Source organism: Streptomyces sp. NPDC048419, from assembly GCF_043200415.1.
Taxonomy (GTDB): domain Bacteria; phylum Actinomycetota; class Actinomycetes; order Streptomycetales; family Streptomycetaceae; genus Streptomyces.
Genome location: NZ_JBICXT010000013.1, coordinates 117,094 through 136,181, shown reverse-complemented (window position 1 = coordinate 136,181; position 19,088 = coordinate 117,094). Strand labels below are relative to the sequence as shown.

19 protein-coding genes are annotated in these 19,088 nt (G+C 70.6%); 10 read left to right on the top strand and 9 right to left on the bottom strand.

Going from position 1 to position 19,088, the window contains the following annotated elements:
• Positions 1-199: 199 nt before the first annotated feature.
• Positions 200-637 carry a MarR family winged helix-turn-helix transcriptional regulator gene (locus ACGFYN_RS26280; RefSeq protein WP_393868441.1) on the top strand — a complete coding sequence of 146 codons (438 nt, stop codon included), beginning with the start codon at positions 200-202 and terminating at the stop codon, positions 635-637.
• 252 nt (positions 638-889) lie between these two features.
• On the opposite strand, the gene ACGFYN_RS26275 is transcribed toward ACGFYN_RS26280, so the two are convergent.
• Positions 890-1,732 carry an RNA polymerase sigma factor SigF gene (locus ACGFYN_RS26275; protein WP_393868311.1) on the bottom strand — a complete coding sequence of 281 codons (843 nt, stop codon included), beginning with the start codon at positions 1,730-1,732 and terminating at the stop codon, positions 890-892.
• A 138-nt stretch (positions 1,733-1,870) separates the two neighbouring features.
• Complete coding sequence (locus tag ACGFYN_RS26270; protein WP_393868310.1) at positions 1,871-2,953, bottom strand: aldo/keto reductase; 1,083 nt, start codon at positions 2,951-2,953, stop codon at positions 1,871-1,873.
• A 159-nt stretch (positions 2,954-3,112) separates the two neighbouring features.
• On the opposite strand from ACGFYN_RS26270, the gene ACGFYN_RS26265 reads away from it, so the two are divergent.
• Positions 3,113-4,018, top strand: a complete 906-nt coding sequence (locus ACGFYN_RS26265) for an AraC family transcriptional regulator N-terminal domain-containing protein (protein ID WP_393868309.1) — start codon at positions 3,113-3,115, stop codon at positions 4,016-4,018.
• Between the two features lies 1 nt (position 4,019).
• On the opposite strand, the gene ACGFYN_RS26260 is transcribed toward ACGFYN_RS26265, so the two are convergent.
• Positions 4,020-4,568 (bottom strand): ATP-binding protein, encoded by a 549-nt coding sequence (locus ACGFYN_RS26260; protein ID WP_393868308.1) that lies wholly within the window; start codon positions 4,566-4,568, stop codon positions 4,020-4,022.
• A gap of 232 nt (positions 4,569-4,800) precedes the next feature.
• Here ACGFYN_RS26260 and ACGFYN_RS26255 point away from each other — a divergent pair, with 232 nt between their 5' ends.
• The 3 genes from ACGFYN_RS26255 to ACGFYN_RS26245 all read left to right on the top strand — a co-directional run bounded on the left by ACGFYN_RS26255 (position 4,801) and on the right by ACGFYN_RS26245 (position 6,681).
• Entirely contained in the window at positions 4,801-5,043 is a 243-nt protein-coding gene (locus tag ACGFYN_RS26255) for a DUF397 domain-containing protein (protein WP_393868307.1), read from the top strand.
• Positions 5,044-5,203: 160 nt separating this feature from the next.
• The gene (locus ACGFYN_RS26250) at positions 5,204-6,109 is read left to right on the top strand and encodes a helix-turn-helix domain-containing protein (protein ID WP_393868306.1); all 906 of its coding nucleotides are present in this window, start codon (positions 5,204-5,206) and stop codon (positions 6,107-6,109) included.
• A gap of 47 nt (positions 6,110-6,156) precedes the next feature.
• On the top strand, positions 6,157-6,681 hold the full coding sequence (locus ACGFYN_RS26245; protein WP_393868305.1) for a MaoC family dehydratase: 525 nt from the start codon (positions 6,157-6,159) through the stop codon (positions 6,679-6,681).
• Here ACGFYN_RS26245 and phoU read toward each other — a convergent pair whose 3' ends face one another.
• The gene (gene phoU / locus ACGFYN_RS26240; protein ID WP_393868304.1) at positions 6,682-7,356 is read right to left on the bottom strand and encodes a phosphate signaling complex protein PhoU; all 675 of its coding nucleotides are present in this window, start codon (positions 7,354-7,356) and stop codon (positions 6,682-6,684) included.
• Between the two features lie 127 nt (positions 7,357-7,483).
• Between phoU and ACGFYN_RS26235 the strand changes: the two genes are divergently transcribed.
• A complete protein-coding gene (locus ACGFYN_RS26235; RefSeq protein WP_393868303.1) occupies positions 7,484-8,092 on the top strand; it encodes a DedA family protein in 609 nt (202 codons plus the stop codon).
• Between the two features lie 92 nt (positions 8,093-8,184).
• Here ACGFYN_RS26235 and ACGFYN_RS26230 read toward each other — a convergent pair whose 3' ends face one another.
• Genes ACGFYN_RS26230 through ACGFYN_RS26220 form a run of 3 tightly spaced genes read right to left on the bottom strand, consistent with a single transcriptional unit; the run spans position 8,185 to position 13,980 of the window.
• On the bottom strand, positions 8,185-9,729 hold the full coding sequence (locus tag ACGFYN_RS26230) for an alpha-L-fucosidase (RefSeq protein WP_393868302.1): 1,545 nt from the start codon (positions 9,727-9,729) through the stop codon (positions 8,185-8,187).
• Between the two features lie 44 nt (positions 9,730-9,773).
• Positions 9,774-11,624, bottom strand: a complete 1,851-nt coding sequence (locus tag ACGFYN_RS26225; protein ID WP_393868301.1) for a family 20 glycosylhydrolase — start codon at positions 11,622-11,624, stop codon at positions 9,774-9,776.
• Complete coding sequence (locus ACGFYN_RS26220) at positions 11,617-13,980, bottom strand: alpha-L-fucosidase (RefSeq protein WP_393868300.1); 2,364 nt, start codon at positions 13,978-13,980, stop codon at positions 11,617-11,619. Before ACGFYN_RS26220 ends, ACGFYN_RS26225 begins: the two co-directional genes overlap by 8 nt.
• A gap of 260 nt (positions 13,981-14,240) precedes the next feature.
• Between ACGFYN_RS26220 and ACGFYN_RS26215 the strand changes: the two genes are divergently transcribed.
• From ACGFYN_RS26215 to ACGFYN_RS26205, 3 genes are read left to right on the top strand one after another with little or no spacing between them, the layout of a single operon-like run.
• Positions 14,241-15,599: an amidase gene (locus ACGFYN_RS26215; protein ID WP_393868299.1), complete on the top strand. Its 1,359-nt coding sequence runs from the start codon at positions 14,241-14,243 to the stop codon at positions 15,597-15,599.
• 40 nt (positions 15,600-15,639) lie between these two features.
• Complete coding sequence (locus ACGFYN_RS26210; protein ID WP_393868298.1) at positions 15,640-16,155, top strand: DinB family protein; 516 nt, start codon at positions 15,640-15,642, stop codon at positions 16,153-16,155.
• A gap of 58 nt (positions 16,156-16,213) precedes the next feature.
• Positions 16,214-16,852, top strand: a complete 639-nt coding sequence (locus ACGFYN_RS26205) for a LysE family translocator (RefSeq protein WP_393868297.1) — start codon at positions 16,214-16,216, stop codon at positions 16,850-16,852.
• Positions 16,853-16,877: 25 nt separating this feature from the next.
• Here the strand turns inward: ACGFYN_RS26205 and ACGFYN_RS26200 are convergent, their stop codons facing one another.
• On the bottom strand, positions 16,878-17,360 hold the full coding sequence (locus ACGFYN_RS26200; RefSeq protein ID WP_393868296.1) for a GNAT family N-acetyltransferase: 483 nt from the start codon (positions 17,358-17,360) through the stop codon (positions 16,878-16,880).
• A gap of 57 nt (positions 17,361-17,417) precedes the next feature.
• Positions 17,418-17,591, bottom strand: a complete 174-nt coding sequence (locus ACGFYN_RS26195) for a hypothetical protein (protein ID WP_103782545.1) — start codon at positions 17,589-17,591, stop codon at positions 17,418-17,420.
• A gap of 377 nt (positions 17,592-17,968) precedes the next feature.
• Here ACGFYN_RS26195 and ACGFYN_RS26190 point away from each other — a divergent pair, with 377 nt between their 5' ends.
• Positions 17,969-19,081: an ABC transporter ATP-binding protein gene (locus ACGFYN_RS26190; RefSeq protein WP_393868295.1), complete on the top strand. Its 1,113-nt coding sequence runs from the start codon at positions 17,969-17,971 to the stop codon at positions 19,079-19,081.
• Positions 19,082-19,088: the final 7 nt, after the last annotated feature.

The following is a 19,088-nucleotide window of genomic DNA, read 5'->3' as shown; positions in this document are numbered from 1 at the left end:
ATGGGAGCTACACCATTCCTTCGTCTGACACACGGGACCGGCTCCGGGCGACGAGCCGGTCCGGGTCGAGCCGCACCGACTGTCCGAGCCATCTCTTGCCGCTTCCGGCACCTAGTACGCTGACGACCGTCCCAGTACCTGCGAGAGTGTGACGGTGACTGTCTTCCGCCCCCGCCCCGAGGCCGCCGAGGTCGCACGCATGACCTTGACGACGGTGGAGCTGCTGGAAGTCCTGTGGGGCAGGGCCTCGACCGCGCCGGCCTCTCCCTCGCAGCTGCGCGTGCTGTTCATGGTCGAGCACCAGGACGGGATCAACCTGCGCTCCCTCGCGGACTCCCTGGCCTCCACTCCCCCGTCCACCAGCAGGCTCTGCGACCGGCTGGTGGCCGCGGGCTTCCTGGAGCGCGTCGTCAGCTCCGCCGACCGGCGCGAGGTGCGGCTGCACCTCAGCAGCCACGGCCGCGCCTTCCTCGACGACCTGCGCTCGCGCCGGGAGCGGGAGTTGCAGGCGGTGCTGGAGCTGATGCCCGCCGCCAAGCGGACCGCGCTCCTCGAAGGACTGGAGGCGTTCTGCGACACCGCTGCGTTGCAGATACACGACAGCGCCTCGCACACCTCTGGGGACCGGACGGCCTGAACACCGGGCCGGGCCACCGGGCGGCCCGACACGACGGGGCCCGGACGGCCGGCGCACGGAGCGGAGTCCGCCCACCGGAACATTGCAGATCCTTCCCCGTGCAGTACGACTCGCATACTTTGTTGCCTCATGGCCATAGTTGTCAAACGGCAACTGTTGTGCAGCGGCCTGCCACAGCCAGGCACGGCGACGCGGCGCGAGGCGGTGCGGCGAACGCGGTGCGGCAGCGGCGGAGCCGAGGCCGCCCGGCGGTCAGCCGGTGGTGAGCATGCCCTCGCGCAGACCCGCCAGGAGACGGGAGAGCAGCCGGGAGACATGCATCTGGGAGACGCCGAGGCGTTCGCCTATCTCGGCCTGGGTGAGTTCCTCGACGAAGCGCCAGTGGATGATCTTGCGGTCGCGGTCGCCGAGTTCGGCGATCATCGGCGCGAGGGCGTGGAAGTCCTCGACCAGGCCGAGGGCGGCGTCCTCGTCGCCGATGAAGTCCGCCAGTGCGGCCTCGCCGTCCACGCTGCCGTTGATCGCCGCGTCCAGGGACGCCGACTTGTAGCCGTTGGAGGCGAGTTGGGCCTCGACGACCTCGCCCTCCGGGAGGCTCATCAGCTCGGAGAGCTCCTTGGTCGTCGGGGTGCGGCCCAGCCGGCTGCGCAGTTCCTCACTGGCGCGGGCGAGTTGGAAGCGGGCCTCCTGGAGCCGGCGCGGTACGTGCACGGCCCAGGTGGTGTCGCGGAAGAACCGCTTGATCTCACCGACGATGTAGGGGATCGAGAAGGAGGTGAACTCGACCTCGCGGATCAGCTCGAACCGGTCGATCGCCTTGATCAGGCCGATCATGCCGACCTGGACGATGTCCTCCATCTCCTCCGGGCCCCGGCTGCGGAAGCGGCCGGCCGCGAAGCGCACGAGGGACATGTTCATCTCGATCAGCGTGTTACGGGCGTACTGGTACTCGGGCGTGCCCTCCTCCAGCACCGACAGCTGGTCGAAGAACAGCTTCGAGAGCTCCCGTGCGTCCTTGGGCGCGACCTTGGAGGGGTCTGCGATCTCCGGCACGTCCAGCGTCTGCTCGGCAGTCTGCGCGGTCGTCGCCGTCATCTTGCGTCCCTCCCGGTCGGTAAGTTCTGGTCCCGCCGGGCCGAAGCCCGGCAAGCACCCTGATACCCCGGTCGCCGAGCGGCATTCCTCGAACCCTCGTCGCCGCCGCTCGGCTCCGGGTGCCGCGAGGCGTCCTCCTCAGTAGCGGGCGGTGCTCTGCAGCAGCGGCGGATACACCGGGCTGGTGACGCCGTCCACGGTGGCGCCCGCGTACTTGAGCATGGGTCCGACCTGCCGGTTGAGCTCGTACGGGAAGTTGAGGCTGGGCGCCGACACCTCGTCCAGGAGCGCCGTCTGCCGGGCCGTCAGCTCCACGTCGAGACCGGCGAGGTTGGACTCGAGATGGTCCAGGGTGCGCGGGCCGATGAGGGTGGAGCTGACGCCCGGCCGGTTCTGCACCCAGGACAGGGCGACGGCCGCCGGGCTCGCGCCGATCTCCTCCGCCACGGCGGCGAGCGCCTCGATCACCGTGAACTGGGCCTCGCTGGGCTGCCCGAGGACGGCCGACCGCCGGGCGTCGGCGGGATCCGCCTGCCCGCGGCGGTACTTGCCCGACAGATAGCCGCTCTTGAGCGGGCTCCACGGAAGCACGCCCATGCCGGCGTCCTGCGCGAGCGGGACCAACTCGCCCTCGATGGTGCGTTCCAGGAGGGAGTACTCCATCTGCAGGGCGGTGACGGGGGTCCAGCCGCGCAGCAGGGCGGTGGTGTGGGCCTTGGCGGTGAACCAGCCGGGGGTGTCGGAGAAGCCGACGTAGCGGATCTTCCCCGCGGTGACGAGGTCGTCCAGGGTGCGCAGGGTCTCCTCGATCGGGGTGGAGCGGTCGTAGTTGTGCAGCCAGTACAGGTCGACGTAGTCGGTGCGCAGCCGCCGCAGCGACTCCTCCAGCTGCCCGATGATCGCCTTGCGGCCCGCGCCGCCGCCGTTGGGGTCGCCGAGGTGGAGGTTGCCGTAGAACTTGGTGGCCAGTACCAGGCGGTCGCGCAGGCCCGGGCGGGCGGCGAGGAAGTCGCCGAGGATCGCCTCGGAGTGGCCGTTGGTGTAGAAGTTCGCGGTGTCGACGAAGTTCCCGCCCCGGTCGAGGTAGGCCTCAAGGATCTTCTCGGACTCCTCGACGCCGCAGCCGAAGCCGCCGTCCTCGCCGAAGTTCATCGCGCCCAGGCAGAAGGGGCTGACCTTGAGGCCGCTGCGACCGAGACCGACGTACGCATCGAGTGCCATGAAATGCTCCGTGAGAGATGCGGAGAGAAAGGGACACTTCGAGGAAAGCAGCCTGAGCAGGGCAGTTGTTAGTGCGATCCCGTCGGCCTCTTGCACGATCCTGTCGAAGTCGCCTGGGTCGGTCTTGCGGTGGGCCCGTCTCCGGCATTCAATCGAGGGGTGTCCATGGAGGAGCTGCGCACCCTGATCGCCCGGCACGTGGGCCGGTCCACCGCTGCGATCGACGGCCTGCTGCTGTCCGCCGAGTACCGGCCGACGCCGCCGCAGGCGGGCATCGCCGACCCAGTGCTGGCGCTCGTCGCCCAAGGCGCGAAGCGGATCGTCCTGGGCGACCGGGTCTACGACTACGGCGCCGGACAGTACCTGGTCGTGCCGCTGGACCTGCCGGTCACCGGCCATGTCACCGAGGCGAGCCCGCAGCGTCCGGAGCTCGGCGCGGGTCTCGCCCTCAGACCCGCCGCGATCGCCTCACTGCTCCTGGAGACGGACGCGGCCCCGGCCGGCAAACCCCCTTCCCCGCCCCTGGCGGTGAGCGACGCCTGCGCCGACCTCGTCGACGCCTTCGTCCGCATGATCCGGCTCCTGGACCGCCCCGCCGACATCCCGGTGCTCGCCCCGATGCTCGAACGGGAGATTCTCTGGCGGCTGATCAACGGTCAACAGGGCGCGCTGGTACGGCAGATCGGCCTGGCCGACAGCCGCGTCACCCAGATCGGCCGGGCCCTGCGCCAGATCCGCGACCACTACAGCGACGTTCTGCGCGTCGAGGACCTGGCCCGCATGTCCGGCATGAGCCTGTCCCCCTTCCACCGCCACTTCCGCGCGCTGACCGCGATGACCCCGATCCAGTACCAGAAGCAGATCCGCCTCCAGGAGGCCCGGCTGCGCCTGATGAGCAGCACCGAGGACGTGGCCACCGTCGGCTTCGCGGTCGGCTACGACAGCGCGTCCCAGTTCAGCCGCGAGTACCGGCGCCACTTCGGCCTCCCACCGGGGCGGGACGCGAGCCGCCTGCGCGCCGAACCGGACGACGCGTCACCCGGTGCCCGGGCTCTGCCCTGCTGAATCAGAGCCTGAACAACGCCCAGACGACCTTCCCGCCGTCCGCCCGCGGGTTCCAGCCCCAGCCGTCGCTCAGCGCCGAGACGACCTGGAGTCCGCGGCCCGACTCCGCGAGTTCCTCCGCCTCCACGGCCACGGGCCCCAGATCGCTCTCGCCGGTGACTCCGCACACCGCGCAGGACCAGCGGTCCCAGTAGGCGAGCCACAGCGCCGGCTGCAACTCGCCCTCGGAGCGCGGGGACCGGCCGTAGCGCAGGGCGTTGCTGACCAGTTCCGAGACGGTGACCGCGACGTCGTCGATACGGTCGCGGGTGACGCGGTCGGCGAGGGTCGTCCTGATGAAGTCGCGGGCGATGTGCGCGGATTGGGGCAGGGGCGGTACGACGAGGACCGAGCAGCGGGCGGGGCCGTGGCCGTCCTCGGAGGCGGGTGCGAGGGGGAAGGTGATCCCGGGTCCGGGGCGGCCTATGTGATCCACGGCCTGGCACAGCCACTGCCAAGTCGCCTCGATACGCGGGGGGTCGGCCGGTTCTGCGACTTGCTCTGCGGACATCGCGACCCCTGGTACCCCTGCGGAGAGAACTGCCGAGCGCTGCACCTGTGCGAAGTATCGTGCTACGCCCGCAAGTCTGTACGCAAGTGCATCGGCAATTACCGCTGCAATTGCAGACGATCTTGCAAGCGGCGCGCGCCGGGCGCTATCGTCCCCCGCACCACCCGTGGATGCAATTGAAGATGCAATTGCAGAGCCGGTAGCGCGACTTCATCTCAAAGAGGCATTCAAGATGCAGCACGTGAGCAACGGCATACCTGCCACCCAGCTGAGAGGGGCGATCTGGCGCAAGAGCCATCACAGCAACCCCGAGGGCAACTGCGTCGAACTCGCCGCACTCCCGGACGGAAGTGTCGCCGTGCGCAACTCCCGTCACCCCGAAGGTCCGGCTCTCGTCTACACCAGCGCCGAGATCTCCGCCTTCGTCCGCGGCGTGAAGGACGGCGACTTCGACGGCCTACTCCCCGGCGGCTGAGGTTTCGCACACCCGCGGGCGGCCGGAAGGCGCAGGTCAACGGCAGGCGCCTTCCGGCCACTTCACGCACCGCAGCCGTTCGGCACCACGGTGCTACTCTCCTTGGTTGAGTCCCGGAAAACATGCAGACGCAGCCGGCTCGGCGGCCGAGGGGATGACCATGACCGCAGTTCGACCCGATCCGATCGCCACCGGCTCCGACGTCCTCAGCCTCCGGCGCGGCGGTCCCACCGTGCAGCGCATCATGCTGGGCACGCGCCTGCGCCGACTGCGGGAATCCCTCAACATCAGCCGGGACACGGCCGCTTCGTCGATACGCGCCTCCGACGCCAAGCTCTGCCGCATGGAGCTCGGCCGCGTCGGCTTCAAGCAGCGCGACGTCGCCGACCTGCTCACGCTCTACGGCGTCCACGAACCCGACGCCCGCCAGGAGTACCTGGACTCGGTGCAGCGGGCCAACGAACCCGGCTGGTGGCGAGCGTACGGAGACGCCTTCCCCAACTGGTTCGAGCAGCATCTGGGCCTGGAGGAGGCCGCCTCCCTCATCCGCACCTACGAAGTCCAGTTCATCCCCGGCCTGTTGCAGACCCCCGACTACGCCGAGGCCGTCATCCGCCTCGGCCACCCCATCAGCTCGCCCGAGGCGATCCAGCGCCGCGTCGAGCTGCGCATGACCCGGCAGGCGCTGCTCTCCGGGCCGGACGCGCCGAAGCTGTGGGTCGTCGTGGACGAGGCCGCGCTGCGCCGTCCGCTCGGCGGGGCCGGTGTGATGCGCGCACAGCTCGAGCACCTCGTCGAGGTCGCCGCGCGGCCCAACGTCACGCTCCAGGTGCTGCCCTTCCACGTCGGCGGCCACGCGGCGGCCGGCGGCCCGGTCACCGTGCTGCGCTTCCCGGTGCCCGACCTGCCCGACGTCGTCTACCTCGAGCAGCTCTCCAGCGCCCTGTACCTGGACAAGCCCGATGAGGTCGACCACTACCTCGCGGTCATGGACCGCCTCAGCCTGGTCGCCTCCCCCGCCGGTGACTCGGTGTCCTTCCTGGAACAGGTCCTCGAGCAGACCTGAGCGCGCCCCGGCACAACACCGGTGCGCCCGGCGGCTATCGTGCGCCAATGACGCCACCGATCACCACCACGCTCAGTGAGGCGGACTTCGCCGTCCCGATCGAGGACCGCTGCTTCGAGGACTATGTGCCGGAAGCGGTCTACGTCTACGGCAGCATCACCGTGACCGAGGACGACATCCTGCGCTACGCCCGCGAGTTCGACCCGCAGTTCATCCACACCGACCCCGAGGCCTCGCTGAAGGGGCCGTACCAGGGCCTGATCGCCAGCGGCTGGCACACCTGCGCCCTCATGATGCGCATGTACGCCGACCACTACATCAGCAAGGCCGGCGGCCTGGCCTCCCCCGGCGTCGACGCACTGCGCTGGGTACGGCCCGTGCGCCCGGGCGACAGCCTCTCCCTGCGCACGACGATCCATGAGGCCCGCCTCTCACGCTCCAAGCCGGACCGCGGGCTCGTCCACACCGGCATCGAGGTCCTCAACCAGCACGGCGAGCCCGTCCTGACCATGACCGCGGTGAACTTCCTGCTGCGGCGGGCCGCCGCCGGGGACCAGGGCGGCGGCCGGTGATCACACAGGCGTGGGCGGGTTGTCCAGCAGGTCCCCGGCGTGCTCACCGGTGACCAGGTAGACCACGCGCTGGGCGATGGAGACGGCATGGTCGGCGAAGCGCTCGTAGTAGCGCCCGACCAGGGTGACGTCGACGGCCGTCTCCACGCCGTGGTGCCACTGGTCGTCCAGCAGGTGCTGGAAGATCAGCCGGTGCAGCTCGTCCATCCGGTCGTCGTCACGCTCCAACTGCAGTGCGGCGTCGACGTCCTGAGTCATGATCACCTCGGCGGCCTGCGCCATCAGCCGCTGCGCGAGCTGGCCCATCTCCAGGATCGTACGGCGCAGATCGCGCGGCACCGCCTGGTCGGGATGGCGGCGCCGGGCCAGCGTGGCGACGTGCTGAGCGAGGACTCCGCAGCGCTCGAGGTCGGCGCTCATCCTCAGTGAGGTGACCACCACCCGCAGATCGGTGGCCACGGGCTGCTGCCGGGCCAGCACCGTGATCGTCTTCTCCTCCAGATCCCGCTGCATGACCTCGACCTGCTCCTCGGTGGAGATCACGCTCTCCGCGAGGTGAAGGTCGGCGTCCAGCAGGGCACTGGTCGCGCGGCCCATGGCGGAACCCACCAGGTTCGCCATCTCCACCAGGGCCTCCCTGATCGATTCCAGCTCCTTGTGGTAGGTCTCTCGCATCCGTCCCTCACCGTCCCGTTCCCAGCCTGCCTGCACCGGCTGCCAGATTCCCACATGATGCGCAGGGCGTCTCCAGGGAACCCGGCACAGCAAGAGATGCGGCACAGTCGGAGAAGGGAGCCCGTGGATGCACGCTCTGGTCGGCTGGCTCACCGGCCTGTCCGGGCCGGTGGTCTACGCCGTGATCGTGGCGCTGGTCTTCACCGAGGACGCGCTGTTCTTCGGGTTCGTCCTGCCGGGCGAGACCGCCGTGATCGTCGGAGGTGTGCTGGCCCGGCGGGGCACCGTGGACCTGCTCTGGCTGACGGTCGCCGTCGTCCTCGCGGCGATCGCCGGGGACAGCGTCGGCTACGAGATCGGTCGGCACCTGGGCCCGCCGCTGCTGCGCACCCGGCCCCTGCGGCGGCGGGCCAAGCGGGTGGACAAGGCCCGTGACCTGCTGCGCAGACGCGGCCCGGCGGCGGTCTTCGTCGGCCGCTTCCTCGCCTTCCTGCGCTCGCTGGTGCCCGCGCTGGCGGGCGCTTCGAGCATGGCGTACCGCCGTTTCCTGCTCTACAACGCCCTGGGCGGCCTGGTCTGGGGCCTCGGGAACGTCGCCGCCGGCTATGCCGCGGGCGCCGCCTTCCAGCGCGTCGAGGGCGTCGTCGGCAACACCGTCGCCCTGATCTCGGCGGTACTCGTCGTCGTGGGACTGATCGTCTGGCGGGTCCGCCGGCACCGCCGCTCACAGGCCTGACGGGACGGTCCGGGAGCACGGGACGGTCACCGGAGCTCGGGACGGTCACCAGAGCGCCGACACCCTGGTGACCGCCTGTCCTGCGGGTACCCCTAGATCCGTGAGCGGTACAACTGGAAACGATCGACTTGCACGGTCCCCCGCGCCGCCGTGATCCGCAGCCGCCACCGGCGGGCCCGTACCGGCGACGGCAGGAGCAGGATGCGGCTCGCGCCGACCGTTCCGGCCCGGGTCACCTCCGTCCAGGCACCGTCGCGGTACGCCTCGACGACGCAGCTCTCGATCTGCTGGCCGTGCCGGATGTCCTCCGCCAGCCGGACACGGTCCACCTCGCGCTCGGCGCCGAGGTCGACGGTCCGCTCCCGGGACGAGCCGGTGACCCGCGCCCCGCGGGCCAGGTCCTCGGGCAGCTCGTGCGCGATCCGCTCACGGAACTCGCGCAGCCGGGTCACGTCCGTGTCGTGCAGCCGGCCGTCCGTGTCCGGCGGGACGTTCAGCAGCAACACCGCGTTGCGGCCCACGGATCCGAAGTAGATCTCCGTCAACGTGTCCACGCTCTTGGGCAGCTGGTCCGCGTGGTAGAACCAGCCGTCGCGGATGGACACGTCGCACTCGGCGGGCCACCACCGCAGGTAGTCGGTCGTGGGCTGCGCCTTGGCCAGCGCGTCGCGGCTGCCCTCGTCGGGGGTGTCGTAGGACAGGGCCCAGTCGGTGCGGCCGTACTGGTTCTCCTTGACCGGGACGACGCTCCATTCGTCCTCGCGCGCCAGTCCGCTCTCGTTGCCGACCCAGCGCAGGTCGGGTCCGGTGACGGCGATCGCCGCGTCCGGGGCGAGCGCGCGGACCAGGGTGTACCAGCTGTCCCAGTCGTAGTCCTCCACCTTGCCCGGCGGGATACGGCCCTGGGCGCCGTCGAACCACACCTCGTCCACCGGCCCGTACTCGGTGAGAACTTCGTAGAGCGTGTTGAGCATATGGGCGCCGTAGTCGGTGGCCGGCAGTTGGAAGGTGCGCTCCGGCGCGCGGTCGTCACTCTCGGCCGGGGTCGGGATGGTGCGGCCGGTGCGGGCGCTGCCGTTTGCGTACACACCGTGCAGGTACTGGTTCTCGTCCGCGGGCGAGAGGTAGACGCCGACCTTGAGGCCGTGGCGGCGCATGGAGTCGGCGAAGGAGCGCAGCACGTCGCCGTGGCCGCCCTGCCAACTGCTCGACGCCACCGTGTGGTCGGTGTAGCGGGAGGGGTAGAGGACGAAGCCGTCGTGGTGCTTGACGGTGAGGATGGCGAGCTTGAAGCCGCCGTCGCGCAGGCTGCGGGCCCACTGGTCGGTGTCGAGGCCGGTGGGCTGGAAGACGTTCGGGTCCTCGTCGCCGGTACCCCACTCCAGGCCGGTGAAGGTGTTCACGCCGAAGTGCAGGAACGCGGTCTGTTCGAGGGACTGCCAGGCGATCTGCCGTGCGGTGGGCCGGACTTGGGCGGCCTTGCGGACCAGGTCGTCCGCAGTGTCGTCAGGACCGACGGGGATGCGGGAGCGGTCGGCCGGGGAGGCCGGCGCGGCGGCAGCGGGCAGGGCGGGTGCGGCGAGCGCGGCGGCCGACGCGACGGCCGAGGTGACGAAGAGGCGTCTGGAGAGGGCCATGTGATCGGAGTTCCTCGGGGTCGGAGGGTGGCGCAGTCGGTGGTTCAGTGAGCGGTGAGGTGCCAGATGGCGGGGGTGTGCTGGTCCGGCGGGTACTGCACGAGACGGCCGTCGTCGCCCACGCTCAGCGCCATCTGCGTGATCGTGTTGACGAGCTGGTGGCCGCCGGACGCGCCGACGAGCTGCCAGCGCTGCAGCGTGCTGGAGGGGTCGCAGGTCTTCCAGCTCGCCGCCAGACCCGGCTGGAGCGGCGCGTTGAGGGTGAGCGTGCCGCCGCTCATCTCCAGGCAGCCCTCGTCGCCGCGGACGCTCGCGTAGCCGTCGGCCGTGCGGGTGACCTGGGCGTCGAAGGAGAGTCCGGCCGTACGGAAGGTGTAGGTGCCGTCCGCGACCGGCAGCCGGGTGAGGTCGCGCCATCCGGGTGCGTGTCCGACGGCCGTGCCGCGCGCGGTGAACGCGTCGTAGGTGGCGTCGGGGTGCGGGTCGCCCCAGGTGGCCTGCGCGATGTGCCGCAGTGCGGGCCAGAGTGCGGCGGAGACCTCGTTCTCGGTCTCCCCGCGGCCGTTGTCCGGCCACAGGCTGATCTTCGCGCCGGTGATCCCCTTGCCGGAGGCCAGCTTCTCGCCCTCGAAGCTGCGCGGGTCCCAGCTGTGGTCGTACAGGGACCTGGTGTCGCTGTGGAAGCCGCCGCGGACGAGGTAGAGCGAGTAGGCGGCGTTCATCAACGGGTAGCCCTGGGCGATGATCCGGCTGGGTTTGGTGGTCACGTTCAGCCAGTGCTCGACGGTCGTCCCGGCGGCCACCGGGACGGTGTTGGCGCCGGTCAGGCCGTCGTTCCAGATGCGCAGCTGCTTGCCCTTGGCCGCCGCATAGGCGTGGACGCTGTTGATGAAGTCGATGTAGGCGTCCTGCGGGGTGGCGCTCGCGCCGTACTTGTCCTGGGCGTGGCGCAGCATCTGCGGGTACTTGGAGTAGTCGGAGCCGAGCATGTACTCGTCGGCGCCCATGTGCCAGGACTTGGCCGTGAAGACCTGGGCGTACTCGTCCATCAGGCCCGTGTAGTAGTCGAAGGCCGACGGCTGGGTGACGTCGAGCCGGGCGGGCTGCTTGTTGCCGTCGGAGTCGGTCAGCTGGAGATCCGGGCGATTCTCGATCCACGGGTCCATGTGCCCCGGGGAGTTGATCTCGGGGATGATCTCGACGTGGTACTTCTCGCCGAGGGCCACCAGCCGGCGGATCTCGTCCTTGCTGTAGTAGCCCCAGGTATTGGCCTCGGGGTGGGCGTCGCTCTTCACCTTCAGCTCGACGAGCAGCTGGTTGAGCTTGTTGTACGCCATCTCGCGGACGAGGTTCTCCAGCCAGGGCAGCGTGATGTGGATGTAGCAGGCGCACACGCCGACGCCGCGTTCCTTGTAGCGCGGGGTGTCCGTGGTGCGTCCGGCGGGGATCCGGTCGCCCTGGGCGAGGAGTTGGAGGAGGGTGCGGGTGCCGTAGAAGGCGCCGGTCTCGGTGGCGCCGGTGACCGACAGCCGCTTGCCGGCGTGGAGTTCGTAGCCCTCGGCGCCCAGGGAGCTCCTGGACGCCCGGACGTCGATCTCGATGTCGCCGGTGCGGGCGCCGCCGCGGACGACCGGGACGCTGCCGTGGCCCGCCGCCTCGAGATCGTCGGCGAGGGTGCCTGCTATCCGGCGTTCGGCCGCGCTGCCGGCGACCAGCCGGACACCATGGCTGTAGGTGTAACTTCCCTGCTCCGCCGTCCAGTTGGTCAGCGCGGGCACGGTGACCGGCGCCGTGCCCCGGTCGTCCCGCGCGAGGGCCGAGGTCGGCGCCATCAGCAGCGTCAGCGCCGCCGTGACCCCGAGCAGCCGCAGCAGTCTCTTCCTGAACTCAGCCATGCCACTCCACCTTGAACACCCACACGTGCTGTCCCGCCTTGCGGGCCGACTCGGGTACGTCGATCACGAGTGCTCCGTTGCTGACGGTCCAGGTCAGCGGCCGGTCGTGGCCGAGCATCGTCACCTTGTCGCCGGCCCGGACCGGTACGGGCGCCTCCACGGTGAGCTTGGCGCCCGGCCGGGTCAGGGAGTGGATGTAGAACGCCTCGTCGGGGCGGATCGTGAAGCGCAGGTCGTCGCCGAGCTGGGCCATGCGGGACCAGTACGTCGTGTCGTAGATCGCCTCGCCGTTGACCTTCAGCCAGGCGCCCGTCTCGCGCAGCCGGGTCTGCATGATCTCCGGGATGGTGCCGTCGGCCCGCGGGCCGATGTCGAGCAGGAAGTTGCCGTTCTTGGAGACGATGTCGACAAGGCTGTGCACGACCTCCTCGGCGCTCATGTAGGCGTCGTCCGGGGTGGCTCGGTTGTAGCCGTAGCTGCGGGGGTCGAGGCCGCGGCTGGCCTCCCACTTGGCGACGACGGTGTTGTCGTACGTCGTGTACTCGGGCGTGGTGAAGTCGTGGAAGCCGATGCCCGAGCGGTCGTTGACCGTGACGTCGATCGGACGGGCCCGGTTCTTGGCGTGGTCGAAGTACTCGGCGAGGACGTGGAGGCTGTCGTTCGCGCCGCCGATGTCGCACCAGATGATCTCCGGGTCGTAGCCGTGGATCAACTCCAGCATCTGCGGGGCCTGGAAGTCCTTCACGTAGTCCTTGCCCGCGGTGTAGCCGGTGTAGGGCACCGGCTCCAGCGTGTACGGGTTGCGCGGGGCGTGGCCCATCCACGGGTTGTCCGGGTTGAACCACTCGGGCATCGAGAAGTACAGGCCGCGGTGGAGTTCGGGCGCGTACCGGCGCGACGCCGCGAACAGCTCCTTGACCAGGTCCCGCTTCGGGCCCAGCTTCACGGCGTTGCGGTCGGAGACCTTGGTGTCCCACAGGGCGAAGCCCTCGTGGTGCTTGGAGGTCAGCACGTGGTACTGCGCGCCCGCGTCCCGGAACAGCTCCACCCACGCGCGCGGGTCGAACTTCTCCGCGGTGAAGCGCGGGATGAAGTCGTCGTAGGCGAAGTCCGCGCCGTAGGTGTCGCGGTGGTAGGCGTACGTGGGGTTGTTCGGGTCCTGCATCTGGTCCCAGTACCACTCGGCGTACTGCACGCCGACCGGCGCCCAGGCGGGCACCGAGTAGACGCCCCAGTGGATGAAGACGCCGAACTTCGCGTCGTTGAACCAGTACGGCGCCTGGTGGCCGGCCAGCGAAGCCTCGGTGGCCTGGTAGTCGGCCGTGCCCAGGGTCAACGTGCGTCGCCCGGTGGCGGCTTGGGCTCCCCGCCCGCGGACGGTCACCGCGCCGTCCTGCCGGGTGCCGGGAGCGGTGCCCGCGCGGTTGCGGATGCCGACGTGGACGCGTGCCTGCTCGCCGGGGTCCAGGCGTCGTATGCGGGCGGGTTCGACGGTGCGGGCGCCGGGGACGTCGACGCGCACGGTCACGTCGTCGCCGCTCAGGATGGCGACGGTACCCGCGTTGACGACGGTGGCCTCGACGCTCTGGGCGCCGGTGGACTCCAGCAGGGAGGAGGTGGAGCGGGCGTCGCGGAGGGTCAACGCCCTTCCCTGGGCGGCGGGTTGGAGGGAGAGCGCGAAGACGTGCAGGGAAGTCTTGTTCTCCTGTGCCGGGTTGGTCACCGGCAGGGTGAGGGCGACGGCCTCACGCCCCGGGTCGAGCCAGACCTCCGAGGTGCCGATGCCGACGCTGTGCTCGTCCTTGGTACCGTCCGGCTTGTAGCGGTACGGCGCCGACAGCGAGCCGCCCGCCGCGTACCAGTCGGCGCCGCCGAGGCCGGCGGTGCTGGTCGTGCCGTCGGCGTAGTGGACGGTGGCCTTGCCGGAGGCGTTGCCGTAGCTGCCGGCGGTGAGGAACACGGCCGACAGGTAGCGGCCCTTGGGCAGCTCGACGCGCTGGCCGAGGGCGACGACGTTGTTCTTGGCGCCCGCCGTGGCGGCCGGGAAGTCGAAGACGATGCCGTCGACCTCGACGCGGCCGGCGGGCAGTTCCTCGCCCGGGAAGGTGTAGCCGGAGCCGTCGAAGTCGCCGCCGCGGGCGGCGGCGGTGTCGAGGCCGTCGTTGTCGTAGAGGGTGTCGAGCGGGACGGGGACCGGGTCGGGGACGGTGGCCCACTGCGGTGGTGCGGCCTGGTCGTCGCCGGTGGAGGTGGCGGCGCGTGCCTCGCCGGGCACCGCGAGGGGCAGGGCGGCCGCGGCGGCGACCGTGGCCGCCGCACCGAGGACCTGACGTCTTGGATACGGACTCACACTCATGAGCGGCTCCCAATTCATCGGATGTCTGATGATTGGACGGGCTCGTAAGCCTGTCAATGGGGCCAGGATGAGCCAAAGTTGAGCCAGTGATCGGATGAGCTGCGGTCCCGAGGGCGGTGACCGAAAGGTCCTCGCCAAAAGTCCAAGAACAGCGCCGCGATTGTCCAAGGGCAGTAGCTCTCGACGTGCGGCCCGCCGCGGGGCAGAGTGCTGTGCGTACTGACGAGTAAGCCCAGGCTTCGCATCCCCGAGGAGCACCCGTGACCAGCTGGGTCGGCCGGACCGCCGCCGAGATCGCCGCCGCCGTACGCGAGAAGCGGGCCACCCCTCGTGAGGTGGTGGCCGAGCACCTGGACCGGATCGAGCGGCTCGATGCGCGCGTGGGGGCGTTCCGGGTGGTGCGCGCCCGGGCGGCGCTGGCCGAGGCGGACGCGGTGGCCGACCGCGGCGACCTGGCCGAACTGCCCCTGGCCGGCGTGCCGGTGGCGGTCAAGGACAACCTCGCGGTACGCGGCGAGTCCAACCGGGTCGGCTCCGCGGCGACGCCGGCCACGCCCGCCGAGGAGGACCACGTCACGGTGGCCCGGCTGCGGGCGGCGGGCGCGGTGATCGTGGGCCTGACCAACGTGCCCGAACTGTGCGTCTTCGGCACCACCGAGGGCGTACACGGCACCGCCCGCAACCCCTGGGACCTGACCCGCACCGCGGGGGGCTCCTCGGGCGGCAGCGCGGCCGCGGTCGCCGCCGGCCTGGTGCCGATCGCGCTCGGCAACGACGGCATGGGCTCGCTGCGCATCCCGGCCGCCAACTGCGGCCTGGTCACCATCAAGCCGGGACACGGCGTGGTCCCGGCGGGCATCGGCGAGGGCGACTGGTTCGGCATGTCCGAGAACGGCCCGATGGCCACGACCGTCGAGGACGCGCGCCTGATGCTGACGGTCCTCGCGGACACCGACGCGCTACGGCCGTCCGAGCCGGCCATGCGCAGGGTCGCCGTCTCGCTGCGCAGCCCGCTGCTCGGCGTCACGATCAGCAGCCCGTACGCGACCGCGGCCCGCGACGCCGGCGGCGTCCTGATCAAGGCCGGCCACCAGGTCCGGCGCGCGGACCCGCCCTACCCGCTGTCGCTGAGCACCATGTCCCTCACCCACTGGACGGCCGGCACGGCGGTCGACGCCAAGGACCTCGACCCGCGCCTGCTCACCCGGCGCACCCGCGTGCACGCCGCCATCGGCCGCCGCTTCGTGAACAACGTCCGCACCAGCGACAGCCGCGAGCAGCTGCGCCGCCGCATGGAACCGTTCTTCGCCGAGTACGACGTCCTGCTCACCCCTGCCCTGGCCCGCCGCTCCCCCAAGTCCGTGGCCTGGCACGAGCGGGGCTGGCTGCCCAACCTGCTCGCCAACACCAACTACTCGCCCCTGACCCCGCCCTGGAACCTCGCCGGCTGGCCCGCCATGGCCGTCCCCTTCGGCACACTCCCCTCCGGCGCCCCCACCGCCGTCCAACTGGTCGGCCTCCCGGGCTCGGAGACGCTGCTGCTGGAGATCGCCGGACAACTGGAGCAGCTGCATCCGTGGGAGCGGACGGCCCCGCTCGCCCAGGGGGCCGGTCGATAATCGCTCGACGCCTCCTGCGGGCTGCGGAAAACTCCCCCCGATGACGCAACGAACCGATACGCCTCCCGCCTGGGACGAACGCACGCAGCTGACCACCTTCCTGGACTACGCCCGTGCCACCGCGCGGGCGAAGTGCGAGGGGGTGTCCGCGGCAGACGCCCGTAAGGCCCCGCTGCCGAACTCGCCGCTGATGACGATGTGCGGGCTGATCAGCCATCTGCGGTGGGTCGAGCACCACTGGGTCCAGGTGATGTTCCTGGGTGAGGAACCCGCGGGACCGCTCACCGAGGCCACCGACGACGACCCCGACCCGGAGATGCGGACAGCGGTCGACATCCCGCTGCCCCGGCTGCTGGCCGAGTACGAGGATCAGAGCGAGCGCTACCGTCGTCTGCTGTCCGACCACGACCTCTCCGCACGGGCCGCACGTCCCATCCGCGACGGCCGCCACGTGGATCTGCGCTGGGTGCTCCTGCACCTCATCGAAGAGATCTCCCGCCACAACGGCCACCTCGACATCGTGCGCGAACTCGTCGACGGCCGGACCGGCGTCTAGCACGTAGCGGCAGAAAAATCCGGTGAAGGACGGACCGCCCCCGTGCTTGCATGGGGGCATGCTTTCCACCGACCGACTGCTCGCCTTCGCGGCGCTGTCCTTTCTGCTGATCGTGGTCCCTGGGCCGAGTGTGCTGTTCGTGGTCGGGCGGGCGCTGGCGCAGGGGCGGCGGGCCGCGTTGACGACCGTCGTGGGGAACACGCTCGGGGCGTATCTGCTCGTCGTCGCAGTGGCCGTGGGCATCGGGTCGCTCGTGGAGCGCTCGGTGCTGGTGTTCACCGTGCTGAAGCTGGCCGGCGCCGCCTATCTGGTGTTTCTCGGGATCAAGGCGTGGCGGGCGCGGGAGTCGCTGCGGGCCGTGTTCGCGGGCGAGGCGGAGGCCCACAGCGGGCTGCGCACGTTCTGGGAGGGGTTCGCGGTCGGGGTGACGAACCCCAAGACGATCGTGTTCTTCGCGGCCGTGCTGCCGCAGTTCGTCGACCGTGAGGCGGCCCACGTCACGCTGCAGATGCTGCTGCTGGGGGTGGTGTTCAACGCCATCGCCCTCGCCTCCGACAGCGTCTGGGGCCTGGCGGCGTCCACCGCACGCGACTGGTTCGCCCGCTCCCCGCGCCGGCTGTCGATGGTGGGCGGGGCCGGCGGGCTGACGATGATCGGCCTGGGCGTGACCGTGGCCGTCACCGGCCGCAAGGACTGAGTCGGCGGGACTTTCGCAACAGGTCCTACAGCGCCCGGTGCATCACGTGCAGCCCCACGCGCCCGTACCGGGGATGCTCGTAGGCGTCCGGCACCGTGCCCAGGATCGTGAAGCCGAGCGACAGCCACAGCTCGACGGCCGGGTTGGTCTCGACGACGGCGTTGAAGACCATCGCGTCGAAGCCGTCGGACCTGGCGGCGGCCAGGATGTGTTCGGCGAGGGCGCGGCCGAAGCCGCGGCCGGCCTGGTCCGGATCGACCATGAAACCGGCGTTGGCGATGTGGGCCGCGGGACCGCCGTAATTGGGAGTGACGTAGGCGGAGGCGACGACGGCGCCGGTGTCGTCCTCGACGACGTAGACCCGCTTGGCGGGGTTCATCCACAGGACCCGGGCGGCCTCCTCGGAGGTGTCCGGGTCCCAGGCGTAGGTCTCGCCGGCGGAGACGATGCGGTGCCAGAAAGGCCAGATCCGCGGCCAGTCGTCGGCCGCGGCTTCTCTGATCTGCATGGGCGTGAGTCTGGCACGCCCATGCGGTCGGCGATCGCGAGGATCCTGCCGGGTGGCTCAGTCCACGCTGGGCAGGATGTGGGGCTCGGCCAGGTCTTCCTCGTAGCCTGCCAGGCGGATCGGTGCGGATCGGGCCCACACGTCCAGGCTGCCGATCTCGCCGGGCCGACGGCCGGCGCGCTCCGTGCGTTCCTTGGGGCGCTGTTCGCGATTCGTCTTCTCTGGTGTCACCGCGCACTCCTTATGTGTCGGGTCACCCTCGGGGCGTGCCGGCCACTCTGCGGTCCGGCGCCTGACGCCCGCTCAGGTGTGAGTCGAAAGCAGTTCGGACGCGGTGGCGCCTGCAACTCGTCTGAGAACAGGCCGCTGTGAACCGGCTTGCCCCGGGACGGACGTGGGTGTGGGTTGGACCCGGTGGAGCTGTCCGTCCGATCCAGATTAACCAAATGAGCGGAGGACCGCTCTATGGGGCTCAAAACTTGGGCTTAATGTCCTAAGTTATTCGACTTCAGCCCTCTCTTCTGTCACTCGTTCGGCCTACAGACGTGCCGAACGGCCAACACGCGTTCCATGCTGGGTCCGAGAGACACGTCCGGGAGGGGGACGTCATGGCGTCGGTCACCTTCGACAGAGCCACCCGGTGCTTCCCGGCGATGGACCGGCCGGCCGTGGACTCGCTCGACCTCGAGATCGAGGACGGTGAGTTCATGGTCCTCCTCGGTCCCTCCGGGTGCGGGAAGTCGACGTGCCTGCGCATGCTCGCCGGCCTTGAGGACGTCGACTCGGGTTCGGTCCTCATCGGCGTCCGGGACGTCACCCATCTTCCGCCCGGGGACCGGGACATCGCGATGGTGTTCCAGGACTACGCCCTGTTCCCGCATTTGTCGGCTGCCGACAACATGGGGTTCGCCCTGAAGATCGCCCGCATGGCCAGGCCGCGGGCCCGGCAGCGGGTGCAGCACGCCGCCGCCGTCCTCGACATCGAGCAGTACCTAGGCCGCCGGCCCGGCACGCTGGCCGGAGGCGAGCAGCAGCGGGTCGCGACCGGGCGGGCGCTCGTGCGGGACCCGCGGGTCTATCTGATGGACGAGCCGCTGTCGAACCTCGACGCCCGGCTGCGCGTGGAGACCCGCACGCGGATCGTCCGGATGCAGCACCACCTCGGCATCACCACCGTGTACGTCACCCACGACCAGCTCGAGGCCATGGCCGTCGGCGACCGCCTCGCGGTGCTCAAGGACGGCATGCTCCAGCAGGTGGGCACGCCGAGGGAGGTCTACGCGCACCCGGCCAACACCTTCGTCGGCGGCTTCATCGGCTCGCCCGCGATGAACCTCTTCCGGCTTCCGCTGTCCGCGGCCGGGGCCCGGCTCGGCGCCCTGGACATACCCCTGGCCCGCGGCACGCTGCGGGCGGCCGGCACCCGCGAGATCGTGCTCGGCGTCCGGCCCGAGCAGTTCGAGTTCCTCTCCCGCGAGGACCGCGAGACGCCCGGGCTGGATCTGGTCGTCGACTCCGTCGAGGACACGGGCGCGGTCGTCTACCTCCACACCACCGCACGCTCCGGCCCGGAGCACACCGAGATCGTCGTACGCCTCCCGGGACGCCCCACCTACGGCACGGGGGCCTCGCTGCGGGTGGCGATCCGCGCCGGGGACGTGCACTGCTTCTCGGCCGTGACGGGGCAGCGGCTGCCCGGGGACACGGCACCGGTGAACTGAGCCGCAA

Coding starts and splice junctions, on each gene's coding strand:
- ACGFYN_RS26255 (WP_393868307.1), top strand. CDS start 4,801: ATGCAGCACGTGAGCAACGGCATACCTGCCACCCAGCTGAGAGGGGCG.
- ACGFYN_RS26205 (WP_393868297.1), top strand. CDS start 16,214: ATGCTTTCCACCGACCGACTGCTCGCCTTCGCGGCGCTGTCCTTTCTG.
- ACGFYN_RS26245 (WP_393868305.1), top strand. CDS start 6,157: ATGACGCCACCGATCACCACCACGCTCAGTGAGGCGGACTTCGCCGTC.
- ACGFYN_RS26270 (WP_393868310.1), bottom strand. CDS start 2,953: ATGGCACTCGATGCGTACGTCGGTCTCGGTCGCAGCGGCCTCAAGGTC.
- phoU (WP_393868304.1), bottom strand. CDS start 7,356: ATGCGAGAGACCTACCACAAGGAGCTGGAATCGATCAGGGAGGCCCTG.
- ACGFYN_RS26275 (WP_393868311.1), bottom strand. CDS start 1,732: ATGACGGCGACGACCGCGCAGACTGCCGAGCAGACGCTGGACGTGCCG.
- ACGFYN_RS26235 (WP_393868303.1), top strand. CDS start 7,484: ATGCACGCTCTGGTCGGCTGGCTCACCGGCCTGTCCGGGCCGGTGGTC.
- ACGFYN_RS26220 (WP_393868300.1), bottom strand. CDS start 13,980: ATGAGTGTGAGTCCGTATCCAAGACGTCAGGTCCTCGGTGCGGCGGCC.
- ACGFYN_RS26200 (WP_393868296.1), bottom strand. CDS start 17,360: ATGCAGATCAGAGAAGCCGCGGCCGACGACTGGCCGCGGATCTGGCCT.
- ACGFYN_RS26225 (WP_393868301.1), bottom strand. CDS start 11,624: ATGGCTGAGTTCAGGAAGAGACTGCTGCGGCTGCTCGGGGTCACGGCG.
- ACGFYN_RS26190 (WP_393868295.1), top strand. CDS start 17,969: ATGGCGTCGGTCACCTTCGACAGAGCCACCCGGTGCTTCCCGGCGATG.
- ACGFYN_RS26250 (WP_393868306.1), top strand. CDS start 5,204: ATGACCGCAGTTCGACCCGATCCGATCGCCACCGGCTCCGACGTCCTC.
- ACGFYN_RS26260 (WP_393868308.1), bottom strand. CDS start 4,568: ATGTCCGCAGAGCAAGTCGCAGAACCGGCCGACCCCCCGCGTATCGAG.
- ACGFYN_RS26210 (WP_393868298.1), top strand. CDS start 15,640: ATGACGCAACGAACCGATACGCCTCCCGCCTGGGACGAACGCACGCAG.
- ACGFYN_RS26230 (WP_393868302.1), bottom strand. CDS start 9,729: ATGGCCCTCTCCAGACGCCTCTTCGTCACCTCGGCCGTCGCGTCGGCC.
- ACGFYN_RS26280 (WP_393868441.1), top strand. CDS start 200: ATGACCTTGACGACGGTGGAGCTGCTGGAAGTCCTGTGGGGCAGGGCC.